A 16060-nucleotide genomic window follows, 5' to 3' on the forward strand; every position below is an offset into this window, starting at 1 on the left:
GTCAATCCACCTTGGGGCCGGGCGGCGGCCGCTGCCCGGTGCGGCGGAAGTGCCCGATCTGATCCTGGAGCAGCAGCAACCCGTTCAGCAGCGATTCGGGCGGCGGCGGACAGCCCGGCACGTACACGTCGACCGGGATGATCCGATCGACGCCCTTGACGACGTGGTAGCCGTGGCGAAAGGGCCCGCCGGAGTTGGCGCAGGAGCCCATCGACAGCGCCCATTTCGGATCCGGCATCTGGTCGTAGATGCGCGTGAGCATCGGCGCCATCTTGATCGTGACGGTCCCGGACACGATCATCAGGTCCGCGTGACGCGGCGAAGCCCACGGCACCATGCCGAGCCGCTCGACGTCGAAGCGCGACGCGAACGTCGCCATCATCTCGATCGCGCAGCACGCCAGGCCGAACGTCAGCGGCCACACCGACGACTTGCGCGCCCAGTTCAGGAAGCCGTCCGCGACCGTCGTGACGAGGAACCCGCCGGGAAACGCGTGGATGCCCTCGGTCAGCGCCTCGAACGTCCGCGAATGCCTGTCACCCGAGTCCGGCCGCCGGCGATGATGGGTTTCCCATTCCTGCAGGTCTTTCAGGTCGCGCCAGACCGGAGCCGGCACGACCGGCGCCTTCACTTCCAATCGAGCACCCCCTCACGACGCGCGTACAGCCATCCCAACGACAGCACCGCGAGGAACGCGAGCATCACCAGCAGCCCCCACACGCCGAGACCGCCGAGCGAAAGCGCCCAGGGAAAGAGGAACACCGCGAGCGCGTCGAACAGGAGGAAGACGAGCGCCACGAGGTAGAACCCGACGGGAAACTGCACCCACGCCTCGCCGATCGGCTCGGCGCCGCACTCGTAGGTGTCCAACTTGGCGGGATAGGGGCGGGACGGGCGCAGGAGCCACGCCGCGGCCAGCGACACCACGGCGAAGGCGACGATCAGGGCGAGGAAGATCAACACGCCAAGGTATCCGCTCATCGCTGTGTGGGCCCCCCGACCGCGCGGCCGGGCCGAGTATACAGCACGGCGGTCCTCAGTCTCGGGTCCCGAGCCTCGTCCGACGCCGCGAACCGCAAGCCGTCACGCGGCCGGTGTCTGCGCTGCGCGCTTTCATCTGCCGAACGTGAGGCCGCCGTACAGCGCTCGACCCGCCGACGGTTCGTAAAATCGATCGCCGAAGGCATTCGGCACGATCGACCCGTTGTACCGCTCGTCGAAAAGGTTGTCGATCCCAAGGAAGGGCCGCGCGCCGAGCCAGCCGATCCCGCGCGTCCAGGCGAGCCGCACGTCCACGACCGTGAATGCCCAGTTCGAGAACGTGTTCGCGTTGTTCGCCGGATACGCGTCCACCCACCGTGCGTCCGCGGTGGCGCGCAGCCCCCACGCGGCTTCGTAGGAGAGGCTGCCGAAGAGCTGCTGCGGCGGCGCGCCGGGCTCGCGGTGACCCGAGTAGTCGCCGGCGTCGGTCGCGAACCGCACGAACCGGAACCGTTGATACGTGTAGGCGATTCGCGCCGCCAGCCGCGGCGCCGGCCGCCACTCCAGCACGAGCTCGACGCCCTTGCGCGACGACTCGCCGGCGTTCCGGTAGAAGTCCTGCTCGTCTTCGCGCTGGTACTGCACGAGCGCGTTCTTCAGCGTCGAGACGTAACCGGCCACGTCGAACCGCAACCGCCAGCGCGGAACGAACCCGCGCACGCCGCCCTCGTAGGAGACGAGATCCTCAGGCTCCAGCTCCGTGTTGAAGCCGCCCTCCCCCGTCGGCCGGTTCGACAGCTCCTGCGTCGTCGGCGTTTCGTAGGCGGTCGCGGCGTTGCCGTAGACGTTGAGCCCCGACATCGCCGCGTAGGTGACGCCCACGGTCGGGCTGAACGCGTCGAGCGTGCGGCCGCCCGACTGGTCGCCGTTCGCCAACAGATGATCGTCCGCCTCGAACCGGTAGTTGTCGTAGCGGAGACCCGCCGTGATCGTCCAACGGGCGTGCGGCGCCAGCGTGACTTGCCCGAACGGCGCGAGCGATCGCACGCGCTCGAGCTGATCGACGAGCAGGTCGCCGGTGCGCGTGCGGCCGCCGCCGGCGACGCCCTCGTTGGCGAGCTCGAGCGAGTCGTCGCGCTGGAGCGACGTGTCGATCCCGGCGATCCACGTGATCGGCACGGCGGTGCGCGTGGTCGATCCGCCGAGCTCCGTACGGAATCCTCCGCCAGTCCGCCAGAGATCGACCACGCGACCGGGGATCGGATTCCAGACGTCTCGCCACATGCCCCAACCGGTCGCGCGCAGCACACCTCCCGCGGCAAAGCGATGTTCCATCGTCAGGCCGCCCTGCCCTTGTGTGGACGCTTCGCCGAACCCCTGGTCGATCGCGATCTGCCGGACGGCTCGCGGCCGAAGGCGCGCGTCCTCGAGACCGACGGTGCTGGGGCTCTCGGCAAACGGCATGTCGAAGAGGTTGAACACGCCTCGCACGTCGGTCGACGCGGACATCGCCGCGCGGACGACGACGTTCGCCTGGCGGGACTCGGCATGGCTGTGCTGCCGGAAGCCATCGGTCTCCATGCGGCTCGCGTTCACGAGATAGCCTACCCGGCCCGACGTGCCGGCCAGCTTCACCTGCTGCCGCTGATAGCCCTCGCTGCCGAACTGGAGATCGGGCTGCACGAGGAGCGCGCGGGCCGGTGGGATCTCGCTCGACAGCGTCACGACGCCGCCCGCCGAGTTGCCGTAGAGCACGGCGCTCGGACCGCGGATGACTTCGATGCGGCCCGCAGATCCCAGGTCGATGTTCGTCGGTTGCGTCGTTCCGTCCGCCAATGTGAGCGGCACACCGTCCTGCACCATCTGGACGCCACGCACGCCAATCCCGACGCCGCGCACCGGTGCGCGCAGCGACAGCCTGACGCCGAACGACTCGCTGTAGTTGCCGCGGTCGTGAGCGAACACGCCAGGGATGCCACGCAGGCTTTCGCTGAGCGATACGCGACGCTGCCCCGGCTGCACGTCGACCTCGGTCACGACGTCGATCGCCTGAGGGACGACCGCCAACTCCTGATCGGCGCGCGTGACCGTCACGGTTTCGGCGACCGACGCGACCGCAACGGTGAGGTCGAGCGTGCGTGACTCGGCGGCACCGATCGAGATCCGCATCGGCTCGCTGCGAAAGCCGGGGCGGCTAGCCTCCACCACGTAGTCGCCCGCCACGAGCGCAGGCACGCGGTACGCCCCTCGACCGTCCGTGACGGCCGTCGCCGCCACGCCGGAAGCGACCGACCGGACGGTGACGACGGCGCCAACGACTGCCCCACCGCTGTCGTCCCTGATCGTGCCGGCAAGCTCGGCCTGACGCGGCTGCGACAGCGCCGGGCCCGCGATCGCAAGGCAGCACATCAAGAGAACGGCACCGGCGCGAATCCTCATGACGAGCCTCCGTGAACGAGCCAGAGGTGGGGACTCGATCGCCTGTCGGGGTGCAAGAAGCGCACCTCGCCGCAACCGCGCGCGCCTTGCGCCGGCAGCACGCCTGCAGCGCGGACTGCGGGGTTTCACGCGGTCGTCCAGCCAAGGAGCGTGGATGCCTGGCTGCGCGAATGGCGTCGGTCAGGTTGAGGACCTCGCCGTCGGCGGCCAGAAGTCGGACGTATGATTCGGGGCCGTGAAGATCGACTTCAGCGATGTCCGTCTCGTCGCCGCGACGCCCGGCGATGCGGAGGCGATTGCGGCGCTGCACACGGAGAGCTGGCGCAGCGCCTATCGCGGGCTCGTCCCGGACGCCTACCTCGCCGGTCCGATCGTCGAGGACCGGCGGCAGGTCTGGACGGCGCGCCTGGCCGTGCCGGACGCCGCGCAGTTGGTGCTGAAGGCCGTCGAGGACGACCAGCTCGTCGGCTTCACCTGCGTGCTGCGCGACGCCGATCCGGCCTGGGGACCCCTCCTCGACAACCTGCACGTGCGCCCCGGCCGCCGCGGCCGCGGCATCGGCGCCGCGCTTCTCCACGCCGCACGCCAGTGGTCGGCCACCGTCTCGCCGGGCCAGCCCATGCACCTCTGGGTCATCGAAGGGAACGTCCGCGCGCGGCGCTTCTACGACCGCGAGCACGGTCGCGTCGTGGAGCGCCGCGACATCGAGCTGACTGCCGGCATCGTCACGCCGGCGCTGCGGTATGTGTGGGAGTGAGCACGCGCTGGCGCCCCGGGCGCCCTACTTGCAGACGGTCCCGGTGGCCAAGATCGTCGTCGTGGTCGTGACGGAACCGGCGCCGTAGTTCTGGAGCAGCGTCACGGGGTTGCCGTTGGCGTCGTACGTCGCCACCTGAACACCGAGGCCCGTGATGGTCGTCGTCGCCGTGCGCGCGGCGTCGTTGTAGACAATCGTCAGCGCCCCAGTGGCCGAGCCGCTGCCGGCCGTGGGACGGCCCGACGAATCCCACGCTGTGTACACCGTGTTGATCGCACCGCCGCTGCTGCTGTTCGTGAAGCCGGTCAGCCGACGCTGGCCGTCGTAGCCGTTCACCAACGAGAACGCCGTGCCTCCGCTCGCGGTCGTGCCGATCGACAGCGTCAACGGCGGCACGACCTTCACTTCGTCCACGAACTCGGCGACCGAACGGTAAGACGTCACCTGCGTGTAGGAGAACGCCGGTCCGGCGCTGTCCACGTAGCTGGTGTTGAGCGTCGTCTGCATCGACGAGGTATTGAACGTACCGGAATACGTGAGCGTGACGACGGAGCCGCCCCCCGTGGTGATGTCCCTGCCCGACGTGATGTAGGTACGACAGGTGCTGCCGCCCGGACCGGTCGGATTGTTCGTGTTCGAATTCGTTCCGGAAGTGCTCTTCTTGCTGCAGCCGGCCACGGCTGTCAGCGCGATCAGCACGATGCCAAGAGCTGACCGGCAGGCATTCGATATCGCGCTCGCGACCGATCTCCGTCCTGCAGCCATCCTGAACCCCGTCTTGCCGTCGTGGGAGCACGTCGCCAGACGCCGCATCGGCGAGGCGCCTGAGTCGTGGAGACAGGCCGACATTCTACCCAGATCCGCTGCGGGCCGCGAAGCAGCGGCCGTATCGAGCCTCCTCGCAGGACTCCGGAGAGCGTCAGCGGGCTTGGTGAGTCAGCACTTCGCAAGCGCACGTTCCTCGCGGTGACTGCAGCGGCGGCGCGGCGCCTTCGATCACCCCGATCACCCCAGCGTGTCGCCCAGCACGTTCGCAATCCCGGATCGTGTTCCAGTTGCGGGTGGTGACCGGCGTTCCGAAGAGCCGATCGACTCTGCCCAGGTAGCGGACAGCCTCTGGGTGTCGTCGATAGAGCCGAGCGGCGATCTCGGTGCGCAAGGCGGTTCGTCCGGTCGGCTGGCGAACGACGAAGGTACCGGCGGCGCCGATGCTGACGACGTCGAGGTGCGGAAGCTGCTCTCTCAGCTTCGACGGCCGGAACGCTCTCCGGCCGCCGATGTTGACTCCCCATAGAAAGACCACCAGTGCCATGGTGCGGTGGCGATTGATCGCGTTGCCGTTCGGAAGCCCGCCGATGCTCGCCGTACTGTTCCTACACGACGTGCAGCACACCGGCGGACGGGCGCCGTCGCCGCAAGACGATCAGCAACAGGGCGCCGAGCAGCCCGCCGACGAACCCGGCAAGATACGCCGCCGTGAGCAATCGGTACTGCACGACGACGACAGCGGCGGCCATGACGAGCCCGAGGCCGCCGACACCGGCGACCCGGACGTGCGCGATGTTGACGACGTCCAAGAGCCGGAAGTCGCGCGCGAACGGATCCGGCACGACGAGCCGTGACGGCGACCACCCCGCCCTGAAGGCTGCGGCGACGAGCGCGCCGGCAGCTCCACCGATCGGTCCGATCAAGAACAGCGCGTCCGTTGCCGTCATCACGCCTCCTTTGCCTGGCTCGCAGGCTTGTTCTCGACCCCCGTCACGACGTCGCCGCCCGTGAGCGTCGCCTGCCGCAGCGCCGCCGCGCCCATCAGGCCGCCCATCCCCATGGATTCGACCGCGCTGCTCGGCACCAGCATCAGCGCGCCCTTCTCCTTCAGCCCTTCGTACAGCATGTTCATGGCCCTGAGGTGCAGGGCGGTGGGGTTCTCGTGGTACGACTTGGCCGCCTCGGCGAACGACTGGGCGATCTCGAGCTCGGCCTGGCCGAGAATGATGCGGGCCTGCTTCTCGCGTGCGGCCTGAGCCTCGCGCAACATCGCGTCCTGAAGCGCGCCCGGAATCACGACGTCGCGCATTTCGACCGACGACACGGTGACGCCCCACGGATTGGAGCGCGTGTCGATGAGCTGCTGCAGCTCGCCCTCGATGCGCTCGCGGCCGCGCAGCAGATCGGTCAGGGTCGTGCGGCCGATGATGTCGCGCAACGCGGTCTGCGCGGCCCAGCTCACCGCCTGCGAGTAGTCCTGGACTTCGAGCGCCGCCTTCTCGGCATCGTGCACCATCCAGAACAGCACCGCGTCGACGTTGACCGGTACGGTGTCGGACGTGAGCGTCTGTTCGGCGGCGAAGCTCGTCGTGATCGTACGCTGATCGATCCACGTCGGCACACGATCCACGAACGGCGCGATCCAGAACAACCCGGGGCCGCGCAAGCCGACGAACCGCCCCAGCCGCAGCACCACGGCCCGCTCCCACTGTGAGGCGACCTGCGGCGACTGCATCAGCACGAGGCCGAGCGCTGCGAACACCAGGATCGGCAGCGGGGTACCGGCCGCCAACGACCAGGCACCGCCGGCGGCGACCGTGAGCATCAGGATTGCGACGCCGATGACGTTGACTCGCGGGCCGGCCGGTCGATCCTCGGCGCGACGAAGCAGCACAGTCGGAAGCATCTACGTCCCTTCCTTTCGGTGAGAGTCGAGCGTCGCCATCAGCTCGTCGATCGTGAGGCCGGCGCGATCGGCGTCGGCCAGCACGCGCGTGACGAACGCATGCAGCCGGCGCTGGTGCTCGCGCGGCGGATGGGCCTGCGCCGGCGTCGCGGCGACGAACGAGCCGACGCCCCGCCGCGTCTCGATCACGCCCGCCCGCTCGAGGTCCACGTAGACCCGCGCGACCGTGTTGGCGTTGATGCGCAGCTCGACGGCGAGCTGCCGGACGGTTGGAAGCTGGTCGCCAGGCCGGAGCCGGCCGGTGGCGATCGCCGCGCGCAACCCGCGTTCGAGCTGCGCGTAGATGGGCGTTCGGTCGCCCGGATCCAGCGTGATCAGCGCCACGCGACCTATTATACTAGTTCATTAGTACAAGTCAACAGCGCGAGGCGTGTGAGGCTTTCGAGGGCTTGCTGGCTCCGCGCCTACACCCACCGCCGATGCACGACCAGGAAACCGGCACCGACGACGAAGATGCTGATCGGCAACGCCTGCGGCCAAGGGCCGAGATGCCCGAGCAGCCAGTGCGCCGCGATGGCCGTGAGCAGCGCCAGCCCGAGGCACGCCAGGCCGGCGAACCAGAGGCCGCGCCGGACTTCCGCGCGCTCGGCGACGACCGCATCTCTGGCCTTCGTCGCATACTGCAGCCGGATGATCCAGAGCACGCCTGCGCCGATCACCAGGATGAAGAGCCCACCGGAGATGAACGCGGGCGCGAGGTTCCGCGCCTGCACCTGATGGCGCTGCCATGCGGGCTCCGGCACGGCGCCGCGCTGGATCTCGAACTGCGCCATCAGGGTCGCGCCTTCGCCTGGCGGCAGGCTGTCGCGCGCGGCGAACAGTCCCCGCGGACGCCGCTCGACCGTCCACCCCGCCTCGGCCACGCCGGACCCGTCGAGCGGCTCGATGCCGATTGGCAGCTCGAGCGTCCCCGTCACGTGCCCGATCGCTTCGCGCCGATCGGCGCGAACGATCGGCAGCGTCAGCAGGCCGCGCGGCCCCTCCAATCCGACACCGCCCTCGACTCGGTACCGAAGCGCGATCTCGCGCGCCACGGTGGACGGCCCGCGCGCCGTCACGCGGACGCCCAGCGCTTTGCCGGCCGACGCCGCGAACTGCACATCGCCGGCTGCGGCAAGCGGCGCGCCGTCAATCGTCGCGGACATGAGCGACATCTCGTCGGCCCACGTGCCGTCGATGGCCCGCTCGAACACCGCACCCGCGACCGGGAATCGGGCCGTCGCGGTCTCGACGACCTCGACACCGCCATCGGCAGTGACGCCGACGTGCACGTCGAGCCGCTCGAGGAGCGCCGCGGGCGCGGGGCGGCACGCGACGGCACCCAGCGCGGCGAGCATCGCCGCGCGGCCCACGCAACCAAGCTGGCGGATCATCGGCCGGGCCGGCCGTCTTTCGGCGTGGTCGGACCGCGCGGCCGCGCTTTCACCTGACGTTCGGGCGTCTCCCGCGCGCGCTCTTCGCGGCGGCGCTCGATCTCGGTCTGCTCGGCCTGCAGCTTCAGGAAGTTGGCGTAGCGGTGTGCGTCGAGCGCGCCGGCTTCGACGGCCGCCTTGACGGCGCATCCCGGCTCACGGTCGTGCCGGCAGTCGCGGAAGCGGCACGACGCGGACAGCTCGGCCACGTCCTCGAACGCATCGGCGACGCCTTCCGGATCCCAGAGCTGCAACTCGCGCATGCCGGGCGTGTCGATGATCAGCCCGCCAGCCGCCCGCCGCACGAGCTGCCGGTGGACGCTCGTGTGGCGGCCGCGCGCGTCCCAGGTGCGGACGTCGCCGGTCGGCAGCATCTCGGCGCCGACGAGGCGGTTGACGAGCGACGACTTGCCGACGCCCGATGGCCCGAGGAGCGCCGCGGTCCGACCGTCGACCAGGTACGCCTCCAGCGCGTCCAGCCCGGCGCCTGTCCGAGCGCTGACCGTGCAGACTCGCACGTCACCGACGGTGCGACGCACGTCGTCGCGCAACGCGGCTGGATCGCCGGCGAGATCGGCTTTGTTGAGCACGATCACCGGCACGGCACCGCTGAGACGCGCCGCGACGAGGTACCGTTCGATCGCGCGCACGCTGAACCGCTCGTCGAGCGCGAAGACGACGAAGACGGTGTCGATGTTGGCGGCCACGATCTGCGCCTCCGTCGTGCGGCCGGCGCTCTTGCGCGCGAAGGCGCTCGTGCGCGGCAGCACGGCGCGGATCTGGCTGCGCGGTCCGGCCGGCTCGAGACGGAGCGCGACCCAGTCGCCGACGACCGGCAGGTGCGCGCGCGCCTGCGCCTCGTGTTTGAGCCGCCCGGCCGCCTCCGCCAGGACCTCGCCGTCCGCCGTCAGCACCCGGTAGACATGGTTGTGTTCGAGCGAAACCCGACCGGGCACGAGCTCCTCGCGCCGCCACGGCTCGAACGCCTCGGCCCGCGCCGCCGTCCAGCCGAGCGGGCCCAGGGCGTCGTCAGCCATCGAGCACGGAGATGTCCGGGAGGTTCCGGAAGCGGCTGTCGAAGTCCATGCCGTAGCCGACGACGAAGCGGTCCGGGATGACGAAGCCGACGTAGTCGACGTGGACGTCCACTTCGCGGCGCGATCGTTTGTCGAGCAGACACGCCGTGCGCAACGATCGCGGCCCCCGCGCCCGCAGCGTCGCGAGCAGGAACGACAGCGTCCGCCCCGTGTCCACGATGTCTTCGACGATGACGACGTCGCGGTCCTCGATCGACTGGTCGAGGTCCTTCGTGATGCGGACTTCTCCCGACGATCGCTGCCCCGCGCCGTAGCTGGCGACCGCAAGGAAGTCACAGGTCACCGGCCCGTCGCACGCCCGCATCAGATCCGCGAGGAAGATGAACGCACCGTTCAGCACCGCCACGCAATGGACCGGACCGCCGATGTCGCGGCACATCGCCGAGGCGATGGCCGACACGCGATCAGCGATCGCCGCGCGGGAGATCAGCAGGTCGGGCATACGACGGGTACGACGGGTACGACTGGTACGTCGGGTACGACTGGTCCCAGGAACGAACTGACGCAGTCGTCTTCTTCGACGGGTACGACCGGTTCGTCGGGTACGACGGGTTCAAGGAACGAACTGACGCAGTCATCTTCTTTCGACAGGTACGACAGGTACGACCGGTACGACGGGTCCGAGGAACGAACTGACGCGGTCACCCTCTTTGGAATGGGCACAACAGGTACGGACGGCGCTGCTGGATGACGGCGGCGGACGGTGGGTTCCACGGGGGAACTCATGGCGTCGCGCTCTCTCGAGAGAAGAAGATGGCCAGCGGCGCCCCTGTCGTGGACCCGTCGTCCTTGGTGTCCTGTCGAGCCAGAAAGGTTGGTGGGCGCTAGTGGACTCGAACCACTGACCCCCGCCGTGTGAAGGCGATGCTCTACCAACTGAGCCAAGCGCCCAACCGTTCGCGAAGCGGTCCCAGCTTATCGTAGTCGCCGCGTCTCGGCCAAGCCGTGGCGAAGCCACGGCGACCCATCACGAGGTGGCGAAGTCGCGGCCAGCCATCACGACGCGGCGAAGCCACGGTCAGCGATCACGGCGAGGCCAGCCATGGCGGCCAATCACGATGCCGCAACGCCGCGGCGGGCCGATGAAGACGAAGCGACGCCGCGGTCAGCCGACGAACAGCGTGTCTTCGTCGTCGTGCCGGCCGCGGCCGGCCGGCGCCGGCGTGCGGCGCAGCGCCGAGAGGATCGCCTTGATGGCCATGACGACGGCCGCGCCCTGACGAATCGGGCCGCCCATGGCGGCGCGGAGGACCGTGGCGGCCTCGTCGACGCGGGCGGCCGTGGCCGCCATCGCCTGGTCGATGCGCTCGACCTGCAGCGTCGCGAGCGAGGCCGCCTTCGCCGCGTCGTCGGCGATGCGATTGACCTTGTCGAGCAGGGGCCGGAGCTCCTTGCGGGCATCCTCGATCGTCGCCGACATCCGGAGGACCAGCCGGATGCCCGCGGCGATCAGCGCGATCTGGATGATCGCCATGAGCGCGAGCGACACCGCCATGACGCCCAGCCAGACCACCGCCCAGTCGGTCACAGGCTCTCCTTCCGCACCTTCTCGTACGCCTCGCGGCCACGCTCGACGGCGGACGCGATCGTGTCGCGCTGACGATCGAAGAACTCGCGCCCTTCCTCGGCCAGCGCCTCGGCTCGCTCCCGGCCTTCGCGGGCTTTCTCGGCGAGCTTCCGCCGCAGATCCTCGCCGGCGGCCGGCGCGTACAGCAGCGCCACCGCTGCGCCGGCAATCGCGCCGAGGACGAACGAGACGAGCACCGTCCCTGCGGAACTTCCGTGGTTCGACATGGTCACCTCTCAGCGGCTCTCGTGCCGTCAGAAGATGCTGACGTTGACGCGCAGGTATTTCCGCGGATCCTTCTTGATCTCCCCGAGCAGATCTCGCAACTCGGTGACCGCGCGGTTCATGTTCTCATAAAGGGCCCGGTCCTGCAGCAGTTGGCCGGCCGTGCCGCGCCCCGCGTTGAGGCCGTTGACGACCTCGTCCACGCGGCCGGCCATGCTGTTGAGCCGGTCGTACAGTTGCTGGTCGGTGAGCAGCTTGCCGGCCGTCCCTTCGCCCCGAGTCAGCCTGCCGGTGATCTGCTCGACGTTGGACGAGGCGGCCGACATCGACCGTCCCATCGCCTCGTCGTTCAGGAAACGGCCGAGCGCGCCCTGCCCGCTGTTGATGCGCGCGGTCATGGTCTGGACGTTGGCGAGCGAGGCGCGCAGCGTGTCGTGCACGGACGGGTCCTTCAGGAGCGCCCCGAGCGTCCCCCGCCCGCTGTTGAGCGTCCGCGTGAGGTCACCGGCCGAGGTGACGAACGCCTGCATCTCGTTGTACAGCGCATCGTCGGCCACGAGCTTGCCGAGCGTGCCGCGGCCCGCGCGCGCGTCGGCGAGCAGTTGGTTCAACTGCTCGAGGCTCGCCGACGCCGTGCTCGTCAGATCCGCCATCGATGCGGCCGACGCGCTCGCCTTCACGTACTCCCAGTCGTTCAGCGGCCGGCCGCCTGGCCGTCCTTTCAGATCGATGATGGGCTCGCCGAGCAGGCTGAGCGATCCGACGGCCGCCGTGGCCTCGGTCGTCACGAGCGGCCGCACTGCCTCGAGCAGCTCGAAGACCGCCTCGAGCTGCGTGCCGGCGAACTCCACGCTCGTCACGGTCCCCACCTCTTTGCCGTTGAGCCGGACCACGGCACCGGCCTTGAGGCCGGCGATGTCGGTGAACCGCGCCTTCAGGGGATAGCGGCTCTGCCAGAATCCTCCCTCACCGCCCACCTGGAAGATCAGGAAGCTGGTGAGCGCGAAGGCAACGACCCCGATGATGCCGACTTTCAACTGGGACCAGGCGATGGAACGTGTGCGTGGCATGTGCGCGTCCTACTCCCGGAACGTCCTCAACGTGATATGGGCGATGGCGCCGGCGCGTGCGCTCGCCCGGCGCGCTCCGGCGCGTTGGTCCCACATCATCGCCAGCGACCTTCCGTCTAGCTCAAGAACTCCCTCAGGTACGTGTCGGTCGTGGCCCGCAGCTCGCCGGCGGTTCCCTCGAACGCAATGCGGCCGTCGCGCAGCACGATGAACTCCGAGCGCTCGGCGTGGTCCGGCGCCACGGGCACGATCGCAATCGCGTCGCCGCGCCGAACGGCCTCGTGCGTCGCCACGAAGAACGCATCGCGCAACTGGTGCGTGACCACGATCGAGCTGACGCCCTCGAGATCGCGGAGCTTGATGATCTCCTGGTCCACGGTGAGCGCCGTGATCGGATCGAGGCCGGTCGTCGCCTCGTCGTACAGCATGATCTGCGGCCGCGAGGTCATGGCGCGGGCGATCGCCACACGTCGCCGCTGGCCGCCCGACAGCTCCGACGGCATCCGGTCGGCGAACTCCGCGAGCCCGACGAAGCCCAGCACCTCCATGACGCGCGCGTCCACCTCGGCGAGCGGCTGATCGGTCTCCTCGTACAGCCGGTAGCCGACGTTCTCGCGCACGGTGAGCGAGTCGAAGAGGGCGCCCTCCTGAAAGACCATGCCGAGCCGCTGGCGCACGGCCATGAGGGCCGACTCGCTCAGCTCGTCCACGCGTTCGCCATGGACGAAGATGCGCCCGGCGTCCGGCCGCAGCAGGCCCAGCAACAGCCGCAGAATCGTGGACTTCCCCGCCCCGCTCGCGCCGAGAATGACCTTCAGCCGGCCGGGCAGCAGCGTGAAGCTCACGTCGCGAAGGATCACCTTGTCGTCGAAGGCCAGCGTGACGCGATCGAACCGGACGGCCGGAATCGGCGCGTCGTCGGCTGCCGGTGCGGCCACGGCGGCGGCGCGAGGCGCGGACGTCATCAGTACAGGACCGCCATGAGGAACTTCGTGATCAGGAAGTCGAGCACGAGCACGGCCACCGACGCCGCGACCACCGCTTGCGTCGTCGCCCGGCCGACGCCCTGGGTGCCGCCGTGCGCGCGCAGGCCGAGGTAGCAGCCGATCGACACGAGCGCGAACCCGAAGATCACGGGCTTGACCAGCCCCATCCAGATGTCGTCGAGGTACAGGCCCTCGTAGACGTTCGCCCAGTAGATGCTCGCCGCCACGCGAAGCTGCATGACCGAGATGACCATCCCGCCGATCATCCCCACGGCATCGCTGACGACCGTGAGCACCGGCACCATCACGAGCCCGGCCACGACGCGCGGCACGACGAGCTTGCGGATCGGATCGGTGCCGAGCGACCGCAGCGCCGCGATCTGCTCGGTCACGACCATCGACCCGAGCTCCGCTGCGATGCCGGACCCGACGCGGCCCGTGACCATCAGGGCCGTCAGCACCGGGCCGAGCTCGCGCAGCATGGACGCGCTCACGAGCTGGCCGACGACCGACCGGGCGCCGAACCGGTCGAGCGTCATCCCGGTCTGGAGCGCCAGGACCATGCCGGTGAACAAGCCCGTCAGGACGACGACGGTGAGCGAGCCGATCCCGATCGTGTCGAGCTGCTCGACGATGTCACGCGCGTAGATCGGCCGCGTGACGAGCGCGCGGCCCACCTGCCCGACGAGCAGCAGGTACTCCTGCACCTCCAACACGGCACGCTTGAGCCAGCCGCCCGCCGTCGCCACGGGGCTCACGCGCGCGGCTCCTCGACCACCGCCCCCGCCGCGACGACGGCATCGGGGCTGCGCAGTTTCCTGAGCCGATCGCGGATCTTCGCCGCCCGCTCGAACTCGAGGTTCGCCGCCGCCGCACGCATCTCGGCCTCGAGCGACGCGATGAACGCCTCGAGATCCGCCGGCGTGCGGAAGCGCTCGCGCTCGTCGGCGACCGTCGGGATGGTGACGTAGTCGCGCTCGTACACGCTCGACAGCACGTCGTCGATGTGCTTGACGATCGACGCCGGCGTGATGCCGTGCTCGTCGTTGTAGGCCTGCTGCACGCGGCGACGCCGGTCGGTTTCCGCCATCGCCTGCCGCATGGAGTCGGTCATGACGTCGGCGTAGAGGATGGCGCGGCCGCGGACATGGCGCGCGGCGCGCCCCACGGTCTGGATGAGCGCACCCGACGAGCGGAGGAACCCTTCCTTGTCGGCGTCGAGCACCGCGACGAGCGACACCTCCGGCAGGTCGAGGCCCTCGCGGAGCAGGTTGATGCCGATGAGCACGTCGAAGTTGCCCAGCCGGAGGTCGCGCAGGATCTGCACGCGCTCCAGCGTGTCGATGTCGGAATGCAGGTACCGTACCCGGACGCCGAGCTCCTGATAGTACTGCGACAGGTCTTCGGCCATCCGCTTGGTGAGGGTCGTGACGAGCACACGCTCGCCGCGTGCCACGGTCGCGCGGATCTCGGCCAGCAGATCGTCGACCTGGCCCTTGACGGGGCGCACCTCGATCGCCGGGTCGACGAGGCCCGTCGGCCGGATGATCTGCTCCACGACGACGCCGCCCGCCTGCCGCAGCTCGTACGGCCCGGGCGTGGCGCTCACGTAGACGACCTGGCCGACGCGACCTTCCCATTCCGCGAAGCTGAGCGGCCGGTTGTCGAGCGCCGATGGCAGCCGGAAGCCGTAGGAGACGAGCACCTCTTTGCGTGCCCGATCGCCGTGGTACATGCCTCGCAACTGCGGGACGGTCTGGTGGCTCTCGTCGACGATGATGAGCGCATCGGACGGCAGGTAGTCGAGCAGGGTGGGCGGCGGCTCACCCGGCGCCCGGCCGGAGAAATGGCGCGAGTAGTTCTCGATGCCGTGGCAGTAGCCGATCTCCTTGATCATCTCGAGGTCGAACATCGTCCGCTGGTGCAACCGCTGCGCCTCGAGCACGCGGCCTTCGCGTTCGAGCTCGGCGAGGCGCTCCGCGAGCTCCGCCTTGATGGCATCCACGGCTTGCGTTGCGCGCGCGCGCGGCATGACGAAGTGCGACTTGGGGTACACCGCGAGCCGCTCGTGCCGGCGCAGCTCGCGGCCCGTCAGCGGATCGAACGACACGAGCTCGTCGATCTCGTCGCCGAAGAACCCGATCCGGATCCCGATGTCCTCGTAGGCCGGATAGACCTCGACGATGTCGCCGCGGACGCGGAACGTCCCGCGGACGAACTCATGGTCGTTGCGCTCGTACTGGATCTCCACGAGCTTGCGGAGCACCTGGTCGCGCTCCATGCGCACGCCCCGCTGCAGCGCCAGCATCAGCCCGTAGTACGCCTCCGGCGACCCGAGGCCGTAGATGCACGACACGCTGGCGACGATCAGCACGTCGCGGCGCTCGAACAGCGAGCGCGTCGCCGACAGCCGCAGCCGGTCGATCTCGTCGTTGATGATCGCTTCCTTCTCGATGTACGAGTCGGTGGCCGGCATGTAGGCTTCCGGCTGGTAGTAGTCGTAGTAGCTGACGAAGAACTCGACGGCGTTGTGCGGAAAGAAGCGCCGGAACTCCTGGAAGAGCTGCGCGGCGAGCGTCTTGTTGTGGGCCAGGACGAGCGCGGGACGGTTCACGCGCGCGAGCACCTGCGCCATCGTGAAGGTCTTGCCCGATCCGGTGACACCCAACAGGACCTGCGCCCGGTCTTCGCGCTCGAGGCCGGCCACCAGCTCGTCGATCGCGCGCGGCTGGTCGCCTTTCAGCTCGAAGTCGGTTTCGATGAGGAAACGATCGGCGGCTCCGGCGCGCATA

The 16060-nt window shown here is 69.4% G+C and carries 18 protein-coding genes and 1 tRNA gene; 1 reads left to right on the forward strand and 18 read right to left on the reverse strand.

Annotation, left to right across the window (positions count from 1 at the left end):
* Position 1 precedes the first annotated feature (1 nt).
* From IT184_09030 to IT184_09040, 3 genes are all read right to left on the reverse strand, one after another.
* Positions 2-511, reverse strand: coding sequence for an NADH-quinone oxidoreductase subunit B (locus IT184_09030; GenBank protein MCC7008945.1), 510 nt, complete (start codon positions 509-511; stop codon positions 2-4).
* Between the two features lie 116 nt (positions 512-627).
* Positions 628-981 carry an NADH-quinone oxidoreductase subunit A gene (locus IT184_09035; GenBank protein ID MCC7008946.1) on the reverse strand — a complete coding sequence of 118 codons (354 nt, stop codon included), beginning with the start codon at positions 979-981 and terminating at the stop codon, positions 628-630.
* A gap of 132 nt (positions 982-1113) precedes the next feature.
* Positions 1114-3420 (reverse strand): TonB-dependent receptor, encoded by a 2307-nt coding sequence (locus tag IT184_09040; GenBank protein MCC7008947.1) that lies wholly within the window; start codon positions 3418-3420, stop codon positions 1114-1116.
* A gap of 235 nt (positions 3421-3655) precedes the next feature.
* Here IT184_09040 and IT184_09045 point away from each other — a divergent pair, with 235 nt between their 5' ends.
* Positions 3656-4177, forward strand: coding sequence for a GNAT family N-acetyltransferase (locus IT184_09045; protein ID MCC7008948.1), 522 nt, complete (start codon positions 3656-3658; stop codon positions 4175-4177).
* A 24-nt stretch (positions 4178-4201) separates the two neighbouring features.
* Here IT184_09045 and IT184_09050 read toward each other — a convergent pair whose 3' ends face one another.
* The 15 genes from IT184_09050 to uvrB form a co-directional block, all read right to left on the reverse strand.
* Positions 4202-4876, reverse strand: coding sequence for a hypothetical protein (locus tag IT184_09050; protein MCC7008949.1), 675 nt, complete (start codon positions 4874-4876; stop codon positions 4202-4204).
* A 220-nt stretch (positions 4877-5096) separates the two neighbouring features.
* A complete protein-coding gene (locus IT184_09055; GenBank protein MCC7008950.1) occupies positions 5097-5489 on the reverse strand; it encodes a hypothetical protein in 393 nt (130 codons plus the stop codon).
* 61 nt (positions 5490-5550) lie between these two features.
* Positions 5551-5892, reverse strand: coding sequence for a hypothetical protein (locus IT184_09060; protein MCC7008951.1), 342 nt, complete (start codon positions 5890-5892; stop codon positions 5551-5553).
* Complete coding sequence (locus IT184_09065) at positions 5892-6770, reverse strand: slipin family protein (protein MCC7008952.1); 879 nt, start codon at positions 6768-6770, stop codon at positions 5892-5894. Before IT184_09065 ends, IT184_09060 begins: the two co-directional genes overlap by 1 nt.
* 81 nt (positions 6771-6851) lie before the next feature.
* Entirely contained in the window at positions 6852-7235 is a 384-nt protein-coding gene (locus tag IT184_09070; GenBank protein ID MCC7008953.1) for a GntR family transcriptional regulator, read from the reverse strand.
* A gap of 80 nt (positions 7236-7315) precedes the next feature.
* Entirely contained in the window at positions 7316-8284 is a 969-nt protein-coding gene (locus tag IT184_09075) for a DUF2207 domain-containing protein (GenBank protein MCC7008954.1), read from the reverse strand.
* Positions 8281-9360, reverse strand: coding sequence for a ribosome small subunit-dependent GTPase A (rsgA, locus tag IT184_09080; GenBank protein MCC7008955.1), 1080 nt, complete (start codon positions 9358-9360; stop codon positions 8281-8283). Before rsgA ends, IT184_09075 begins: the two co-directional genes overlap by 4 nt.
* On the reverse strand, positions 9353-9862 hold the full coding sequence (gene hpt, locus IT184_09085; protein MCC7008956.1) for a hypoxanthine phosphoribosyltransferase: 510 nt from the start codon (positions 9860-9862) through the stop codon (positions 9353-9355). The genes rsgA and hpt overlap by 8 nt, the downstream gene beginning before the upstream one ends.
* A gap of 373 nt (positions 9863-10235) precedes the next feature.
* A tRNA-Val gene (locus IT184_09090) sits at positions 10236-10311 on the reverse strand.
* A 214-nt stretch (positions 10312-10525) separates the two neighbouring features.
* A complete protein-coding gene (locus IT184_09095) occupies positions 10526-10948 on the reverse strand; it encodes a hypothetical protein (protein MCC7008957.1) in 423 nt (140 codons plus the stop codon).
* Positions 10945-11214, reverse strand: a complete 270-nt coding sequence (locus IT184_09100) for a YtxH domain-containing protein (protein ID MCC7008958.1) — start codon at positions 11212-11214, stop codon at positions 10945-10947. The genes IT184_09095 and IT184_09100 overlap by 4 nt, the downstream gene beginning before the upstream one ends.
* A gap of 27 nt (positions 11215-11241) precedes the next feature.
* The gene (locus tag IT184_09105; GenBank protein ID MCC7008959.1) at positions 11242-12282 is read right to left on the reverse strand and encodes an MCE family protein; all 1041 of its coding nucleotides are present in this window, start codon (positions 12280-12282) and stop codon (positions 11242-11244) included.
* A gap of 116 nt (positions 12283-12398) precedes the next feature.
* Complete coding sequence (locus tag IT184_09110) at positions 12399-13247, reverse strand: ATP-binding cassette domain-containing protein (protein ID MCC7008960.1); 849 nt, start codon at positions 13245-13247, stop codon at positions 12399-12401.
* Positions 13247-14017 (reverse strand): ABC transporter permease, encoded by a 771-nt coding sequence (locus IT184_09115; GenBank protein MCC7008961.1) that lies wholly within the window; start codon positions 14015-14017, stop codon positions 13247-13249. The genes IT184_09110 and IT184_09115 overlap by 1 nt, the downstream gene beginning before the upstream one ends.
* 5 nt (positions 14018-14022) lie before the next feature.
* Positions 14023-16059, reverse strand: coding sequence for an excinuclease ABC subunit UvrB (gene uvrB, locus IT184_09120; protein ID MCC7008962.1), 2037 nt, complete (start codon positions 16057-16059; stop codon positions 14023-14025).
* Between the last annotated feature and the right edge of the window lies 1 nt (position 16060).

The organism is Acidobacteriota bacterium (genome assembly GCA_020853395.1).
Classification (GTDB): Bacteria; Acidobacteriota; Vicinamibacteria; order Vicinamibacterales; family SCN-69-37; genus JADYYY01.

Bases quoted from the DNA above. Each gene is read 5' to 3' on its own strand.
- IT184_09065 (MCC7008952.1), bottom strand. From the start codon at position 6,770: ATGCTCACGGTCGCCGCCGGCGGTGCCTGGTCGTTGGCGGCCGGTACC.
- uvrB (MCC7008962.1), bottom strand. From the start codon at position 16,059: ATGCGCGCCGGAGCCGCCGATCGTTTCCTCATCGAAACCGACTTCGAG.
- IT184_09100 (MCC7008958.1), bottom strand. From the start codon at position 11,214: ATGTCGAACCACGGAAGTTCCGCAGGGACGGTGCTCGTCTCGTTCGTC.
- hpt (MCC7008956.1), bottom strand. From the start codon at position 9,862: ATGCCCGACCTGCTGATCTCCCGCGCGGCGATCGCTGATCGCGTGTCG.
- IT184_09060 (MCC7008951.1), bottom strand. From the start codon at position 5,892: ATGACGGCAACGGACGCGCTGTTCTTGATCGGACCGATCGGTGGAGCT.
- IT184_09040 (MCC7008947.1), bottom strand. From the start codon at position 3,420: ATGAGGATTCGCGCCGGTGCCGTTCTCTTGATGTGCTGCCTTGCGATC.
- rsgA (MCC7008955.1), bottom strand. From the start codon at position 9,360: ATGGCTGACGACGCCCTGGGCCCGCTCGGCTGGACGGCGGCGCGGGCC.
- IT184_09075 (MCC7008954.1), bottom strand. From the start codon at position 8,284: ATGATCCGCCAGCTTGGTTGCGTGGGCCGCGCGGCGATGCTCGCCGCG.
- IT184_09035 (MCC7008946.1), bottom strand. From the start codon at position 981: ATGAGCGGATACCTTGGCGTGTTGATCTTCCTCGCCCTGATCGTCGCC.
- IT184_09110 (MCC7008960.1), bottom strand. From the start codon at position 13,247: ATGACGTCCGCGCCTCGCGCCGCCGCCGTGGCCGCACCGGCAGCCGAC.
- IT184_09105 (MCC7008959.1), bottom strand. From the start codon at position 12,282: ATGCCACGCACACGTTCCATCGCCTGGTCCCAGTTGAAAGTCGGCATC.
- IT184_09055 (MCC7008950.1), bottom strand. From the start codon at position 5,489: ATGGCACTGGTGGTCTTTCTATGGGGAGTCAACATCGGCGGCCGGAGA.